The organism is Sphingomonas morindae (genome assembly GCF_023822065.1).
In the GTDB taxonomy this organism is placed as follows: Bacteria; Pseudomonadota; Alphaproteobacteria; order Sphingomonadales; family Sphingomonadaceae; genus Solisphingomonas; species Solisphingomonas morindae.
Genome location: NZ_CP084930.1, coordinates 3,124,930 through 3,139,576, shown reverse-complemented (window position 1 = coordinate 3,139,576; position 14,647 = coordinate 3,124,930). Strand labels below are relative to the sequence as shown.

Below are 14,647 nucleotides of genomic sequence, written 5' to 3'. Positions count from 1 at the left end.
GCGGCCGCGGGTGACGATGATGGCGACCAACAGCGCGGACGCGGCGGCGATCCGGCTCGAGCCCCTGGTGGAATCCATGGCCGAACCGGTGGAGCGGCTGCTCGATCTCACCTTCGGCTATGATCGCCACGGCCGCACCGCCTATCGGCTGCGCGAGCGCGTGCCCGCCGCAGCCTCTCTCTCCTGCGCCGCGCTCGACGGCGAAGGGCGGCTGGTGGGCTCGCTGCAGAGCTGGCCGCTCGGGCTGTTCGGCGCCGAGGGCGCGATGACGCCGCTCTGGCTGGTCGGCCCGATCGCGGTGGATCCGATGCTGCGCAACCAGGGGATCGGCCGGGCGATGCTGCGGCACGCGCTGGCGGCGATCGACCGCACTCCCTTTCCCGCCGTGCTGATCGGCGATCCCGAATATTACGGGCCCTTCGGCTTTTCCGCCGACGCCACCGGCGGCTGGGCGGTGCCCGGCCCGGTCGAGCGGCGGCGCCTGCTGGCGCGGCTCGCGCCCGGCGCGGTGCTGCCCGCCACCGGCCTGCTCGGGCCGCGTCGCTGATCGCGACGTTGCGCGTCCGCCGCGCGGCTCTACATCAGGCGCGAAGGGCGCGGCCATCCGCCGCCCCCGCCCGGATCCGTGCCATGGCCCCTGCTTCACCCCTTCCCGAAAGCCTCGCCGCGCTCGATCCCGCCGCGATCGCCGCGCTGGCCGAGGGCCAGGGCCTGCCCCCGGTCGAGCTTTGGTCGCCCCCCGCCTGTGGCGACAGCGCGATGCGGATCCTCGCCGATGGCCAATGGCTGCACGAAGGCGCGCCGATCACGCGGCCCGCGCTGGTGCGCCTCTTCTCCACCATCCTGCGCGGCGAGCCCGATGGCGGCTTCGTGCTCGTCACCCCGGTCGAGCGGCTGCGCATCGCGGTGGACGATGCCCCGTTCGTGGCGGTGGAGATGCGCAGCGATGGCGAGGGACCGGCGCGCCGGCTGAGCTTCCGCACCAATGTGGGGGATGTCGTGGTCGCGGGCGCGGCGCATCCGCTGCGGGTGGGCGCGCGGCCCTATGTGCGCGTGCGCGGCCGGCTCGATGCCCTGATCGCGCGGCCGGTCTTCTACGAACTCGCAAGCCTCGCCCTGGCCGAGCCCCCCGCCGCGGACGGGCGGATCGGACTGTGGAGCGACGGCGTCTTCTTCCCCTTTGATGGTCCCGATGCGGCCTGACCCCGGCACGATCGATCGGCGGTCGGCGGTGCGGGCGCGGTTCGCCGCCACCGCGGCGCTGCCGCCCGCGCTCCGCGCCGATGACGGCGTCGCCGCGCACGCCGGCGCGACCGTGCCGGCGGCGGTGCTGGCGGCGATCGTCGACCGGCCCGAGCCGAGCCTGTTGCTGACCCGCCGCGACGCCAACCTGCGCCGGCATCCCGGGCAGATCGCCTTTCCCGGCGGCCGCGCCGATCCCGGCGATGCAGATGCCATCGCGACCGCGCTGCGCGAGGCGGAGGAGGAGATCGGCCTGCCGCCGGACGCGGTGGAGATTTTGGGCCAGGACCATCCCTACAGCACCGGCAGCGGCTTCACGATCACGCCCGTGGTGGGGATCGTCCCGCCCGATCTGCCGCTGGTGCCGCGCGAGGTGGAGGTGGCCGAGATCTTCGAGGTGCCGCTCGCCTTCCTGCTCGATCCGCTCAACCGGCTGGAGCGCGCGATCGAGTGGCGCGGCGCCCAGCGCCGCTATTATGAGTTCCTCTATGCCGAATACCGCATCTGGGGGGCCACCGCCGGGATCATCGTCAATCTCGCGCGGCGGCTCGGCCATGGCTGAGACACGCCTCGCCTTGCCGCCGGCGAACGCCGATCCGGAGGGGCTGCTCCGCCTGGTCGAGGCGCTGGAGGGCGCGCGCGACGGCGCCCGCTTCATCGGCGGCTGGGTGCGCGACCGGCTGCTCGGCTTCGACGCCGCCGATCTCGACATCGCCACCCGCCTTCACCCGGACCAGGCAAGGCTGCGCGCCGAGCAGGCGGGGCTCGCCGTGTGGACCAGCGCCTCCGGCCTCGCCCATGGCACGATCGGCGTGGTGGTCGGCGGCCAGACCATCGAGGTGACGACGCTGCGCCGCGATGTCGCCACCGACGGCCGGCACGCGGCGGTCGCCTTCACCGAGGATTGGCGGCTGGACGCCGCGCGCCGCGATTTCACCATCAACGCGCTCAGCGCCGATCCGCTGAGCGGGCTGGTGCACGATTATTTCGACGGCCTCGCCGATCTCGCCGCGCGGCGCGTGCGCTTCATCGGCGATCCGCGCACCCGAATCGCGGAAGATCATCTGCGCATTCTCCGCTTCTACCGCTTCCAGGCCCGGTTCGGCGGCGCCGAGCCGGACCCGCCGAGCCATGCCGCCTGCGTTTCCCGCGCACGCGATCTGATGAGCCTCTCGCGCGAGCGGATCGCCGCCGAGCTGCTCAAGATCCTCGCCTTGCCCGATCCGCTGGCGGTGGTGCGGCTGATGATCGCGGACGGACTGTTCGCGGCGGTGGTGCCCGAGATCGGGGAGGCGGGCCGGCTGGCCGCGCTGCTCGAGAGCGAGCGCGCGGCGGCGTTCCCCCCGCGCGCGCTGCGACGCCTCGCCGCGCTGCTGCCAGCGGATCCCGCCCGCGCCGAGCAGGTCGCGGCGCGGCTCAAATTGTCGCGGGCCGAGCGCCGCCATCTGGCGCTGCTCGCCGATCCCGCCGATCCTAGAGACGGCGTCGCGCTCGCCTATGCCAGCGATGCGGCGATCGCGATCGATCGCCTGCTGCTCGCAGGGCGGCCCGACGCGGCGCTTCGGCTGGAAGGCTGGCAGCGGCCGCGCTTCCCCGTGAGCGGCGGCGCCCTGATCGCGCGCGGGCTCACCCCCGGCCCGGTGGTGGCGCGCACCCTGCAGGCGATCGAGGCGCGCTGGATCGCGGAGGGCTTCCCCGCCGGGCCGCGCCTCGCCGCGCTGGTGGACGCGGCGCTCGCGGCGGCGCTGTAGCGGGGCGCGGCTTCAGGCGGGCGCTGGCAGCGCCATGCGGATCGACGGCTGCGCCGCGCCGCGCGCGAGGCAGGGTCGCAGGATCCGGCCGGTCTCGACAAAGCCGAGCTTGTGCAGGACGCGGCCCGAGGCCGGATTATCCTCGAAATAATGCGCGCTGAACTGCGACAGGCCGAACCCCGTCCGGCCATGGGCGAGCACCGCGCGCGCCGCCTCGGTCGCCAGCCCCTGGCCCCAGTGCGCGGGCGCGAGCCAATAGCCCAGCTCGGCCGCGCCCGGCGTCGGCGCGGGGGCGAGGCCGATCACCCCGATCAGCGCGTCGTCCGGCGGCAGCGTCATCGCCCAGAGCCATTCCTGCGGCACGATCCGCTCGAGAAAGACGTGCGCGTCCGCCACGGCATAGGGATGCGGTACCCGCGCCAGGCCGCGCGCGACCTCCCATGTGCCCGCGATGCGGACGATCGCCGAGGCATCCGCGCGGACCGGGCGCCGCAGCCGCAGCCGCGCCGTGCCGAGATCGGGACGGGCGTCGCGCGCCGGCCGGACGAGCATGGGGCCTTCCTCCTGTCGGCCGACCGGACTCAAGCCGCGCCGGATCGGCGGGAGAAGAGAGGGCGCGCCGTGGCGCGCTTGCGCGCGCCCGACGGGCCGGTCAAGCGCTGGACGGACTAGAGCCGCGCCTTCAGATAGGCGAGGGCTTCGGCCTCGGGGAGCGGCGGCGCGTAGAGATAGCCCTGGCCCTGGGTGCATCCCAGCGCCGCGAGCATATGCGAGAGTTCGGCGGTCTCGACACCCTCGGCGGTCGTCTTCTTGCCCAGCGCGTCGGCCAGGCTCAGCACCGCGCGGACGATCGCCACCTTGTCGCGATCGCCGAGCATGCCGGTGACGAAGCTGCGATCGATCTTGAGAATGTCGATCGGCAGGCGGCGCAGCGAGGAGAGGCTGGAATAGCCGGTGCCGAAATCGTCCATGGCGATCCGCACGTCGAGCGCCTTGAGCGCGCGGAAGGCGGCGGTGGCGCGTTCCGGATCCTGCACGATCGCGCTCTCGGTAAGCTCGATCGTCAGCCGCTCGCCCGCCACGTCGTGCGCGGCGAGCGCGGAGGCGACCAGAGCGGGCACATCGTCGCGCGCGAGCTGGATGGCCGACACATTGACCGAGACCGACAGCGGCAGGCTCTTGCCCACCGCCTTGTCCCAGGCGGCGAGCGTCGCCACCGCCTGGTTCATCGCCCAGCGCCCGAGCGGGACGATCAGCCCCGTCTCCTCGGCGACGGGGATGAATTCGGAAGGATCGATCGGCCCGCGTTCGGCATGGCGCCAGCGCGCCAGCGCCTCGAAGCCGACCAGCTGGTCGCGGCCGAGATGGATCAGCGGCTGGAAGGCGAGGCTCAGCGCCTCCTGCGCGATGGCGCGGCGCAGCTCGGTTTCCAGATCGAGCCGATAGCGGGCGCAGGCGGCCTCGCCGGGCTGGTGGATTTCCTCCAGCCCGCTTTGCTTGGCACGCTTGAGCGCGAGCTGGGCGTGGCGCACCAGCTCCTCGCCGCTCTCCACGCTCTCGGTGAGCAGCGCCATGCCGATGGCGCATTCGAGGCCGATCTCGAACCCCGACAGGCGGAAGGGCGCGGCGAGCACCTCGCGGATGCGGCGCGCGGCGGCCATGGCGTCGTCGGCGCCGCGATCGAGCTGGAGCAGCATGCCGAACTCGTCGCCGCCGACGCGCGCGAGCAGATCGCCCGTGCGCAGCGTGGACAGCAGCCGCCGCGCGACGGTGATGATCACCTCGTCGCCGGCCATCACGCCCAGGCTCTCGTTGATGCGGCTGAAGCGCGCGAGATCGACGAGAAGCACCGCGTGCGGCCCCGCCCCGCCCACCACATCCTCCACCGCCTCGGCGAAGGCCGAACGGTTGGGCAGGCCGGTGAGGCTGTCATGCGCGAGTTCGGCGCGCAGCGAGCGCGCGCTTTCCACCTCGGCGGTGCGATCGATCAGCGAGAGGAGACAGGCACGATCGCCGCTGGCGAGGCCGAAGGGCGCGAGATGGACCTGGAAGTGGCGGCCGGCGACGACATCGCCGTCCCGCCAGCGGAAATCCTGCCGGCCCAGCGGATCGCCATCGCGATCGAGCAGCGCGGCGGTGGCGGTGGCGATGGGCGAGCCGGGGCGCAGCACGACGCTGCCGATCGATCCGCTCCGCTCCAGGGCGACGAAGGCCGTGTTGCGCGCGATGACGCCTAACGCGCCCTCCTCGCGCCGCACGATCGCCGCCGGCATAGGAAGCGCGTGGAGCATGGCCTCCCCGCCCGGCGCCACCAGCCGCGGTTCCGCGGCACGGGGCGCAAGTCCGAACGAGGGCGCTCTCGCCTCGGCGCTGATGGGGCCTTTCGCTGCCTGCATGCCCCTAGCGCTAGCGGCTTTGGGTTAATTCTTGCTTTCTTCTGCGCTTGGGACACTTGCGGAGAAGCGATTGTCGCGCGGGAAGCCATTGGGCGCCATGCGTCCGCCCGCGCCCCGCGCGGTGCGCCACGGCGTGAGATCGGTCTCGGTGCGGATCCGGCCCGAGCCGCCGCCCATCGGCCAGCTGAGCCCATCCTCGAGCCGCATCGCGATGGCATCGGAAAGCCCGCCATCGCGATAGCGTTGCAGCTGCACGCCGCTGCCGCGCGCCATCACCGGCAGTTCGGCGAGCGGGAAGACCACCAGCTTGCGATTGTCGCCGATCACCGCCAGCGTGTCCGCGCCGGGCGGCACCGGCCGCACGAGTTTAAGTTCCGCGCCCGGCCGCAGATTGACGAGCTGCCGCCCCTTGCGCGTCTCGGCGATGACATCGGCCATGGTGGCGAGGAAGCCGCGCCCGTCCGAGGTGGCGACCAGAAGCTGGCCGCCCGCCCCGCGCGCCGCCGGCAGCAGCGCGATCGGCGCGCCCTCGCCTTCCAGATCCACCATCAGCCGCACCGGTTCGCCAAAGCCGCGCCCGCCCGGCAGCTTGTCGGCGGCGAGCGTGAAGACGCGGCCCTGCGCCGAGACGAGCAGCAGGCGATCGGTGGTCTGCGCGTGGAAGGCGAAGAGCGGGCCGTCGCCCTCCTTGAACTTGAGCGTATCGGCGGCGGCGAGATCGCGATGGCCGGAGAGCGCGCGGATCCAGCCGCGCCGCGAGAGGATGACGGTGATCGGCTCGCGATCGATCATCGCCTCGAGCGGGATCTCGCGCGTCGGCGCCGCCTCGGCCACGGTGGTGCGGCGGGCGCCGATCGCGGTGTCGGGCGCATAGCGTTTGCGAAGCTCGCGCAGATCCTTCTTGAGCCGCTGCTTCTGAAGCTTGGGCCCGGTCTCGGGATCGAGCAGCGCGACCAGCCCGGCGCGCTCGCGCGCCAGCCCCTCGCGCTCGCGGCTGATCTCCATCTCCTCGAGCCGGCGGAGCGAGCGCAGCCGCATGTTGAGGATCGCCTCGGCCTGGCGGTCGGTCAGCCCGAATTCGGCGATCATCACCGGCTTGGGCTCGTCCTCTTGGCGGATGATCTCGATCACCCGGTCGAGATTGAGATAGGCGATCAGGAAACCGTCGAGCAGCTCGATCCGGTCGTCGATCTTGGCGAGCCGGTGGCGCGATCGCGCGATCAGCACCGCGATCTGGTGGCTCACATAGGCGCCCAGCGCGGCCGCCAGGCTCATCACGCGCGGCGTGCGGCTGGCGTCGAGCACGTTGAGGTTGAGCGGCACGCGGATCTCGAGATCGGTGAGCCGGTACAGGCTGTCGATCAGCGTCTGCGGATCGACCGTGCGGCTGCGCGGCTCGAGCACGATGCGGATCGCCTCGTCGCTCTCGTCGCGCACATCGGCGAGGATCGGCAGCTTCTTCTCGGTGACGAGCGCGGCGATCTGCTCGATCAGCTTGGCCTTGGGCACCTGGAAGGGGATTTCGGTGATGACCAGCTGCCACTGGCCGCCGGCCAGCTTCTCCGGCTCGGCGAAGCGCGCGCGCGTGCGGAAGGCGCCGCGCCCCGTCTCATAGGCCTCGCGGATCGCCGCCGGCGAATCGACGATCACGCCGCCGGTCGGGAAGTCGGGCCCCTGGACAAAGGCGAGCAGCGCGGCGGTGTCCGCCTCGGGCTTGTCGATCAGGTGGATGGCGGCGTCGATCAGCTCGGCGGCATTGTGCGGCGGAATGGCGGTGGCCATGCCGACGGCGATGCCGCTCGCGCCATTGGCGAGCAGATTGGGGAAGAGGCCGGGGAAAACCTCGGGCTCCTCCTCTTCGCCATTATAGGTGGGGCGGAAGCCGACCGTGCCTTCGTCCAGCCCCGCCATCAGCTCGACCGCCGTGGGCGTCAGCCGCGCCTCGGTATAACGGTAGGCGGCGGCGTTATCGCCATCGACATTGCCGAAATTGCCCTGCCCGTCGACGAGCGGATAGCGCAGCGAAAAAGTCTGGGCGAGCCGGACCATCGCGTCATAGACCGACTGATCGCCATGCGGATGATATTTGCCGATCGTGTCGCCCACCACGCGCGCGCATTTCTTGTAGGCGGAGGCGGGATCGAGCCGCAGCAGCCGCATCGCCCAAAGGAGGCGGCGATGCACCGGCTTCAGCCCGTCGCGCACATCGGGCAGCGAGCGCGCGGTGATGGTGGAGAGCGCGTAGACGAGATAGCGTTGCGAAAGCGCCTCGTCGAACGGAGTATCGACGGGAGCGAGGCTGTCGGATGGGGGCATGGCCGCCATCTAGCAGCCGCGCGGCCCCCACGCCAAGCGCGCCGCGTGATCGCCCGAGCCGATCAGCGCGATCGAAGCGATTAGGTTGCAAAGCAGGACCATAGGCCTATTTAGTCGCGGTGGCCCCGAGGGGCCGCGCGATCTTCAAGGCTTCATGCGCCGGTTCCCCCCCTCTCCGGCGCATGAGGAGGGGCATCCGCTCTCCCCGCGATGCCCCGCCCCGCGGCTCCGCCGGCGCGGCTTCGGCCCCGGCGGAGCCGCCCAAGCGCTACGCGAAAGCCGCGGCGCAGGGTTAATCAAATCGATACCCATTGGTTGTAATAGCGCACTCATGCGTATCGAAATGTTCGGCTCGGAGACCCTCCCGATCAGCCAGGCCCCGGAAGACCGGCGGGCCGCGCAGCGCCATGCCACCAGCATCGCCGCCGTGGTCGAGACGCATGACGGCATCGCGCTCGCCGCCGAAATCGCCAATCTTTCGCGCACCGGCTTCTGCGCGCGCTGCGCGCTGTCGCTGCCGCGCGGTGCGCGCGTGAAGGTGCGCGTGGGCGACGCCATCCGCCGCCGGCCGGCCGAGGTGATCTGGCAGTTCGGACAGGAAATCGGCTGCCGCTTCGTCACGCCGCTGCCGCAAAAGCTGCTCGCCACGCTGATCGACGGCTGATCCCGCTCGGTTTGGCGCATGCGCGGGCATTTTGAGCGCGCACTCTCCCGTCCCTGCCTCGCATCTGTCGCAGAACGCGCCTAGATGGCCGCGAGAGGCGCGGTCCACCGCGCCCGGCTTAGGAGTGTGTATGCGTAAGGCAGAAACGGCGCGGCAGCTGCGCGAGCGGATCGCGCGTGCCGCCGAGGCGGCGACCGGCCGCCCCCGGCAGGATTGGCTCGCGATCCTCGGCCCGATCTGGGAGCTGAACGGCGCCTGGCGGGTGTCGCTCTTCTATGGCGACGCCGAGAGCAACCGCATCGCGCACCGCATCGCCGCCGCCGTGGCCGACCAGTTCGATCTCGTGCATGAAGAGGATGCGCCGCCGCCCGAGGCGGAGGACTCGCCCTTCCTGCTGGGTGGCGCCGGCGCCGCCGTGGCGCGCCGCGACGCCCTGCTGCCCAGCGCGACGCCCGACCGGCGCTGACCCCGGTTTCAGACCCGCATCTCGCCGTCGCGCCGCTCCAGCTCGTCGACGATCGCCCAGATCAGGTCATGCGCCTCCTCGCGCAGGGCCTGGTCGAGCGCCATCTCCAGCTCTTCGGCGGTCCATTGCTCGAGCGGCTTGGTAAACATGACGCCGGTCCTAAAGCCGCGTCATGAAAGACGGTTGAACAGTTAGGCCGCTTTTGTCCCGATCTGAAACCAGCCGCCGTTTTCAATCGTTGTCACGCGCATAGCACGGGACAGAGGGGCTGCCGCGATCAGCCGCCGATCAGCCGTTCCGCGCGCCGGGCCAGCTCGAGCAGGTCGAACATGTTGATCCCCTGCGGGCGCGGCGCCGCGTCGAGCACGCACAGCGCGCCCAGCGCATAGCCGGACTGGTCGACCAGCGGCATGCCGGCATAGAAGCGGATGAAGGGCGCGCCGGTCACCAGCGGATTGCCGGCGAAGCGGCGGTCCTCGCTCGCATCGGGCACGACCAGCGCCTCGCCCGGCTGGTGGATGGCATGGGCGCAGAAGGACACGTCGCGGCTGGTCTCGGACACGGCCAGCCCGACGCGCGCCTTGAACCATTGGCGGTGGCGATCGATGACGGAGATGGCCGCCATCGGCGTGCCGAACGCCTTCGCGGCTTGTTCGACAAGCGCCTGCAGACCTTCGCCACCAGGCAGGAGCAGACCGCTCCGCTCCACCGCCGCCTGCCGGCTCCTCTCGTCCCCGCCGATGGGCGGGCGATCGAACGTTTTTGTTGTCACCCCCGCACGATAGCCGCCGCACGCAAATCGGCAAGCCAAAGCAGGCACTTACCGCAGCTATGGATCATTTCGTCGCGGGCTTCGGCGGTGATCGCCGATCGACTGGATGCCCCGCGTGGATTCGAACCACGATTGACGGAGTCAGAGTCCGTAGTCTTACCTTTAGACGACGGGGCAACGTCGCTGGTGTGCCGGGGCCTTTAGAGGGGGCGTCTCGACCGGTCAAGCCCCTCGCCGCGTGCGACTTCCATGGGGCATGGCTTGTCCCACCCGTCCCGCCGTTCTACCTTCGGGACAAGCAACGGCGGGATGGTTTCGCCGAGACATGAATATGGAAGTGTGCGGCTATGGCGAATGTCGCCGATGCACGGCCGCGTGCCGGGCGTGCGCGCCACGGCGGGCGGGGAGCGGCGCCGCAGGTCAAGCGGCGCGGCGAGGAGCGCGGTCAGGCGCGGCCCACTTATGCCGCGCTCGATCTCGGCACCAATAATTGCCGGCTGCTGATCGCGCGCCCGGCCGGCGAGGGCTTTGTCATCATCGATGCCTTTTCGCGCATCGTGCGGCTGGGCGAAGGGCTGGCGACGACCGGGCGGCTTTCAGATGCGGCGATCGAGCGCGCCATCGCGGCGCTGGGCGTGTGCGCGGACAAGCTGCGCCGGCGCAACGTCACTCTGGTCCGCTCGGTCGCGACCGAGGCGTGTCGCCGCGCCACCAACGGCCCGGCCTTCGTGGCGCGCGTGCATGACGAGACGGGGATCAGGCTGGACGTGATCGATGCCGGCGAGGAGGCGCGGCTCGCGGTGCTCGGCTGCCAGGCGCTGCTGCCCCAGGGCGACGGCCCGGCGCTGATCTTCGACATTGGCGGCGGTTCGACCGAGCTGGTGCTGGTCGAGACGCGCGACGGCCGCGCCCATATCCTCGACTGGTTCTCGGCGCCCTGGGGCGTGGTGTCGCTGACCGAGGCGGAAGGCGGCCATGGCCTCGCCAGCGCCAGCGCGCAGCGCACCGTCTATGAGCGCATGCACCGCCGCGTCGCCGACGCCTTCGCCGATTTCGCCGCCACCCTGCCCCGGCCCGATCGGCCGCCGCGCCTGCTCGGCACCAGCGGCACCGTCACCACGCTCGCCAGCGTCCATCTCGGCCTGCCCGCCTATGATCGCCGCGCGGTCGACGGGCTGGTGGTGCCCGCCGCGTCGATGCGCGGCATCAGCACGAGACTTTCCAACATGACGCTCGCCGAACGCTCCACCCTTCCCTGCATCGGCGGCGAACGCGCCGATCTGGTCGTCGCGGGATGCGCGATCCTCGAGGCGATCCTCGATCTCTGGCCGGCGGATCGGCTCGGGGTGGCGGATCGCGGCATCCGCGAGGGGATCTTGCGCTCGCTGATGGCGCGCGACGGGGTGCTGGCATGACCGGGCGGCGCAGCGGGCCGGGCGGCCGGCAGCGGGTCAAGACGGCGCGCGGGCGCACGGCCGCCTCGACGCGCTGGCTGGAGCGCCAGCTCAACGATCCCTATGTGCGCCGCGCCAAGGCCGAGGGCTATCGCAGCCGCGCCGCCTACAAGCTGATCGAGCTGGACGAGCGCTTCGGCTTCCTCCGCGGCGTCGGCCGGGTGGTGGATCTCGGCATTGCGCCCGGCGGCTGGACGCAGGTGGTGCGCAAGCGCCGGCCCGACGCGGTGGTGGCGGGGATCGATCTGCTCCCCGTCGACCCGATCGAAGGCGTCGCCATCTTCCAGCTCGACTTCATGGACGATAGCGCACCCGCCCTGCTGGCCGAGGCGCTGGGCGGCCCCGCCGATCTCGTCCTGTCCGACATGGCCGCCAACACTGTCGGCCATCAGCAGACCGATCATCTGCGCACCATGGCGCTGGTGGAGGCCGGCGCGCTGTTCGCGGCCGAGGTGCTGCGCCCCGGCGGCGCCTTCGTCGCCAAGGTGCTCGCCGGCGGCGCGGATCACGGGCTGGTGGCGCAGCTCAAGCGCGATTTCGCCACGGTGAAGCACGCCAAGCCGCCCGCCAGCCGCAAGGAATCAAGCGAATGGTATGTCGTGGCGCAGGGCTTCAAGGGGCGCGCGGACTGATCCCGCGCCCCGGCCGCCCCGCCGACACGCGCCCCTTGTCCGGCCGCCCGGTTGCGGATGGGGTAGGCACGGCACATATCCGCGCCCGTAACCAAGAGCGGGATTGCGATGCACGAGGACAAGATCGGCTGGCACGGAACGACGATCCTCTCGGTCCGCCGCCAGGGCAAGGTGGTGATCGCGGGCGACGGCCAGGTCAGCATGGGCAATACGGTGATGAAGCCGAACGCGCGCAAGGTGCGCCGGCTCGGCGACGGATCGGTGATCGGCGGCTTCGCCGGCGCCACCGCCGATGCCTTCACGCTGTTCGAACGGCTGGAGGCCAAGCTGGAGCGGCACGCCGGCCAGCTGATGCGCGCCGCCGTCGAGCTTGCCAAGGATTGGCGCACGGACAAGTATCTCCGCAACCTCGAGGCGCTGATGATCGTCGCCGACAAGGATGTGACGCTGATCCTCACCGGCAATGGCGATGTGCTGGAACCCGAGGCCGGGATCGCCGCGATCGGCTCGGGCGGCAATTATGCGCTCGCCGCCGCGCGCGCGCTCGCGGACTACGAACCCGACGCGGAGACGATCGCGCGCAAGGCGATGGCGATCGCCGCCGAAGTCTGCGTGTTCACCAATGATCGGCTGACGCTCGAGACGCTCGACTCCGCCCAGTGACAGGATCGGCCCGGCGCCCGCGGCGCCGGCCTCCGGAAGGTAGATGATGAACGACGCCCTCACTCCCAAGGCCATTGTCCGCGCGCTCGACGCGCATATCATCGGGCAGGCGGACGCCAAGCGCGCCGTCGCCGTCGCGCTGCGCAACCGCTGGCGCCGCCAGCGGCTGGGCGCCGATCTGCGCGACGAGGTCTCGCCCAAGAATATCCTGATGATCGGCCCGACCGGCTGCGGCAAGACCGAGATCAGCCGCCGCCTCGCCCGGCTCGCCGACGCGCCCTTCGTCAAGGTGGAGGCCACCAAATTCACCGAGGTCGGCTATGTCGGCCGCGACGTGGAGCAGATCGCGCGCGATCTCGTCGAGGAGGCGATCCGGCTGGAGCGCGAGCGGCGGCGCGGCAAGGTCAAGGACAAGGCCGAGGAGGCGGCGCTCGCGCGGCTGCTCGACGCGCTGGTCGGCAAGGATGCCTCGGAAGCGACGCGCACCGCCTTCACCCAGCGTTTCCGCGCCGGCCATCTCGACGACAAGGAGATCGAGATCGAGGTGGAGGATCAGCCCAGCGCACCCTTCGAGATCCCGGGCATGGGCGGCCAGGTCGGCATGATCAATCTCGGCGACATGATGGGCAAGGCGCTGGGCGGCGGGCGGCCGCTCAAGCGGCGCCGGCTCGGCGTGCCCGCCGCCTGGGCCAAGCTGGTCGAGGAGGAGAGCGACAAGCGGCTCGACAGCGACGATCTCAACCGCGCCGCGCTCGCCGATGCCGAGGCGAACGGGATCGTCTTCCTCGACGAGATCGACAAGATCGCCGTGTCGGACGTGCGCGGCGGCTCGGTCAGCCGCGAGGGCGTGCAGCGCGATCTGCTGCCGCTGATCGAAGGCACCACCGTCGCCACCAAATATGGGCCGATGAAGACCGACCATGTCCTGTTCATCGCCTCGGGCGCCTTCCATGTCGCCAAGCCCTCCGATCTCCTGCCCGAGCTGCAGGGCCGGCTGCCCATCCGGGTCGAGCTGAAGGCGCTGACCGAGGCGGATTTCGTCGCCATCCTCACCGATACGCGCGCGAGCCTGGCCGAACAGTATAAAGCGCTCATCGGCACCGAGGGCGTGACCATCGACTTCACCGCCGATGGCATCGCCGCGATCGCCCGCATCGCCGCCGAGGTGAATGGCGCGGTCGAGAATATCGGCGCGCGCCGCCTTCAGACGGTGATGGAGAAGCTGCTCGAGGAGGTGAGCTTCGAGGCGGAGGATCGCCAGGGCACCACGCTCACCGTCGACGCGGCCTATGTGGAAGGCCAGCTCGCAGGCGTCGCCCGCAACACCGATCTCAGCCGCTACATCTTGTGATCCGGCGCGGCGCGGGGTCGACACCCGCGCCCGTCGCTGCCACAGCGAAGCCATGTTCGCCGCCGCCGCGCCCCTGTTCTTCGTGCTGCTCTGGTCGACCGGCTTCATCGTCGCGCGCGCGACGGTGCCGCATGCCGCGCCCGAGCCCGTGCTGGCCGCCCGGCTGGCGCTGACCGCGCTGCTGCTCGGGCTGATCGCGCTGGCGCGCGGATCGGCCTTTCCGCGCGGGCGGCGGCTCGGCCTGCATCTGATCGCCGGACTGCTGCTCAACGGCCTCTATCTCTGCCTGAGCTGGTGGGCGGTGGCGCGCGGCATGCCGGCGGGAATCATGTCGCTGCTCGGCGCCTTGCAGCCGCTGATCGTGGCGGTCGCCAGCTTCGCGCTGCTGGGCGAGCGGCTCGCCCCGCGCGCCTGGCTGGGGCTGGGGATTGGCCTGATCGGCGTCACCTGCGTGCTCGCGCCGCTGATCGGGCGCCATCATGCGAGCGTGCCGGCGATCGTCGCGACCGGCGCGGTGGCGGCGGTGCTGGCGATGGCGGCGGGCACGATGATCCAGCGCGGCGCGCTTGCCGGCGATTCGGTGTGGGTGGCCGGCGCGGTGCAGAATATCGGCGGCCTGCCCGTGGCGCTGCTCGGCAGCCTGTGGATGGCGGATGCGCGCTGGGACAATTCGCTGGAGCTTTGGGTGGCGCTGGGCTGGTCGGTGCTCGGCCTCTCGGCGGCGGCGCTGTCGCTGCTGGTGTGGATGACGCGGCATCAGGGCCCGACGCGGGTGAGCGCGCTGCTCCTCCTGGTCCCGCCGCTCGCGGCGGTGGAGGCGTGGCTGCTGTTCGGCGAGCGGCTGGTCCCGCTCCAGCTGTTCGGCTTCGCGCTCGCGCTCGGCGGCGTGCTGCTCGCCCGCGCGCGGCGCGTCGAGGCGCTGGCCGCCGAGCCCGGCTGA

The 14,647-nt window shown here is 71.5% G+C and carries 16 protein-coding genes and 1 tRNA gene; 11 read left to right on the top strand and 6 right to left on the bottom strand.

What is annotated here, in order from left to right; translation table 11 throughout:
- The first annotated feature begins 16 nt into the window (after positions 1-16).
- The 4 genes from LHA26_RS15290 (at position 17) to LHA26_RS15275 (ending at position 2,993) form a co-directional block, all read left to right on the top strand.
- Positions 17-547, top strand: a complete 531-nt coding sequence (locus LHA26_RS15290; RefSeq protein WP_252168414.1) for a GNAT family N-acetyltransferase — start codon at positions 17-19, stop codon at positions 545-547.
- A gap of 83 nt (positions 548-630) precedes the next feature.
- Complete coding sequence (locus tag LHA26_RS15285; protein WP_252166438.1) at positions 631-1,203, top strand: DUF1285 domain-containing protein; 573 nt, start codon at positions 631-633, stop codon at positions 1,201-1,203.
- The gene (locus LHA26_RS15280; RefSeq protein ID WP_252166437.1) at positions 1,193-1,804 is read left to right on the top strand and encodes a CoA pyrophosphatase; all 612 of its coding nucleotides are present in this window, start codon (positions 1,193-1,195) and stop codon (positions 1,802-1,804) included. Before LHA26_RS15285 ends, LHA26_RS15280 begins: the two co-directional genes overlap by 11 nt.
- Positions 1,797-2,993, top strand: a complete 1,197-nt coding sequence (locus LHA26_RS15275) for a CCA tRNA nucleotidyltransferase (RefSeq protein WP_252166436.1) — start codon at positions 1,797-1,799, stop codon at positions 2,991-2,993. Before LHA26_RS15280 ends, LHA26_RS15275 begins: the two co-directional genes overlap by 8 nt.
- 12 nt (positions 2,994-3,005) lie before the next feature.
- On the opposite strand, the gene LHA26_RS15270 is transcribed toward LHA26_RS15275, so the two are convergent.
- From LHA26_RS15270 to parC, 3 genes are all read right to left on the bottom strand, one after another.
- On the bottom strand, positions 3,006-3,545 hold the full coding sequence (locus LHA26_RS15270; RefSeq protein WP_252166435.1) for a GNAT family N-acetyltransferase: 540 nt from the start codon (positions 3,543-3,545) through the stop codon (positions 3,006-3,008).
- Positions 3,546-3,661: 116 nt separating this feature from the next.
- Positions 3,662-5,284 carry a putative bifunctional diguanylate cyclase/phosphodiesterase gene (locus LHA26_RS15265; protein ID WP_252166434.1) on the bottom strand — a complete coding sequence of 541 codons (1,623 nt, stop codon included), beginning with the start codon at positions 5,282-5,284 and terminating at the stop codon, positions 3,662-3,664.
- A gap of 129 nt (positions 5,285-5,413) precedes the next feature.
- A complete protein-coding gene (parC, locus tag LHA26_RS15260) occupies positions 5,414-7,705 on the bottom strand; it encodes a DNA topoisomerase IV subunit A (protein WP_252166433.1) in 2,292 nt (763 codons plus the stop codon).
- A 331-nt stretch (positions 7,706-8,036) separates the two neighbouring features.
- Between parC and LHA26_RS15255 the strand changes: the two genes are divergently transcribed.
- Both LHA26_RS15255 and LHA26_RS15250 read left to right on the top strand, forming a co-directional pair.
- Positions 8,037-8,369 (top strand): PilZ domain-containing protein, encoded by a 333-nt coding sequence (locus LHA26_RS15255; RefSeq protein WP_252166432.1) that lies wholly within the window; start codon positions 8,037-8,039, stop codon positions 8,367-8,369.
- Between the two features lie 130 nt (positions 8,370-8,499).
- Positions 8,500-8,835: a hypothetical protein gene (locus tag LHA26_RS15250; protein WP_252166431.1), complete on the top strand. Its 336-nt coding sequence runs from the start codon at positions 8,500-8,502 to the stop codon at positions 8,833-8,835.
- An 8-nt stretch (positions 8,836-8,843) separates the two neighbouring features.
- Here LHA26_RS15250 and LHA26_RS15245 read toward each other — a convergent pair whose 3' ends face one another.
- From LHA26_RS15245 to LHA26_RS15235, 3 genes are all read right to left on the bottom strand, one after another.
- A complete protein-coding gene (locus tag LHA26_RS15245) occupies positions 8,844-8,984 on the bottom strand; it encodes a hypothetical protein (RefSeq protein WP_252166430.1) in 141 nt (46 codons plus the stop codon).
- A 128-nt stretch (positions 8,985-9,112) separates the two neighbouring features.
- Complete coding sequence (locus LHA26_RS15240) at positions 9,113-9,544, bottom strand: GAF domain-containing protein (RefSeq protein ID WP_302898077.1); 432 nt, start codon at positions 9,542-9,544, stop codon at positions 9,113-9,115.
- A gap of 166 nt (positions 9,545-9,710) precedes the next feature.
- Positions 9,711-9,784 (bottom strand) — tRNA-Gln (locus tag LHA26_RS15235).
- A gap of 170 nt (positions 9,785-9,954) precedes the next feature.
- Here LHA26_RS15235 and LHA26_RS15230 point away from each other — a divergent pair.
- The 5 genes from LHA26_RS15230 to LHA26_RS15210 all read left to right on the top strand — a co-directional run bounded on the left by LHA26_RS15230 (position 9,955) and on the right by LHA26_RS15210 (position 14,647).
- Positions 9,955-11,022 carry a Ppx/GppA phosphatase family protein gene (locus LHA26_RS15230; RefSeq protein ID WP_252166428.1) on the top strand — a complete coding sequence of 356 codons (1,068 nt, stop codon included), beginning with the start codon at positions 9,955-9,957 and terminating at the stop codon, positions 11,020-11,022.
- Entirely contained in the window at positions 11,019-11,693 is a 675-nt protein-coding gene (locus LHA26_RS15225; RefSeq protein WP_252166427.1) for an RlmE family RNA methyltransferase, read from the top strand. Before LHA26_RS15230 ends, LHA26_RS15225 begins: the two co-directional genes overlap by 4 nt.
- Positions 11,694-11,801: 108 nt before the next feature.
- Positions 11,802-12,356, top strand: a complete 555-nt coding sequence (gene hslV, locus LHA26_RS15220) for an ATP-dependent protease subunit HslV (protein ID WP_252166426.1) — start codon at positions 11,802-11,804, stop codon at positions 12,354-12,356.
- Positions 12,357-12,402: 46 nt separating this feature from the next.
- Positions 12,403-13,707 carry an ATP-dependent protease ATPase subunit HslU gene (hslU, locus tag LHA26_RS15215; RefSeq protein ID WP_252168413.1) on the top strand — a complete coding sequence of 435 codons (1,305 nt, stop codon included), beginning with the start codon at positions 12,403-12,405 and terminating at the stop codon, positions 13,705-13,707.
- Positions 13,708-13,759: 52 nt separating this feature from the next.
- A complete protein-coding gene (locus LHA26_RS15210) occupies positions 13,760-14,647 on the top strand; it encodes a DMT family transporter (RefSeq protein WP_252166425.1) in 888 nt (295 codons plus the stop codon).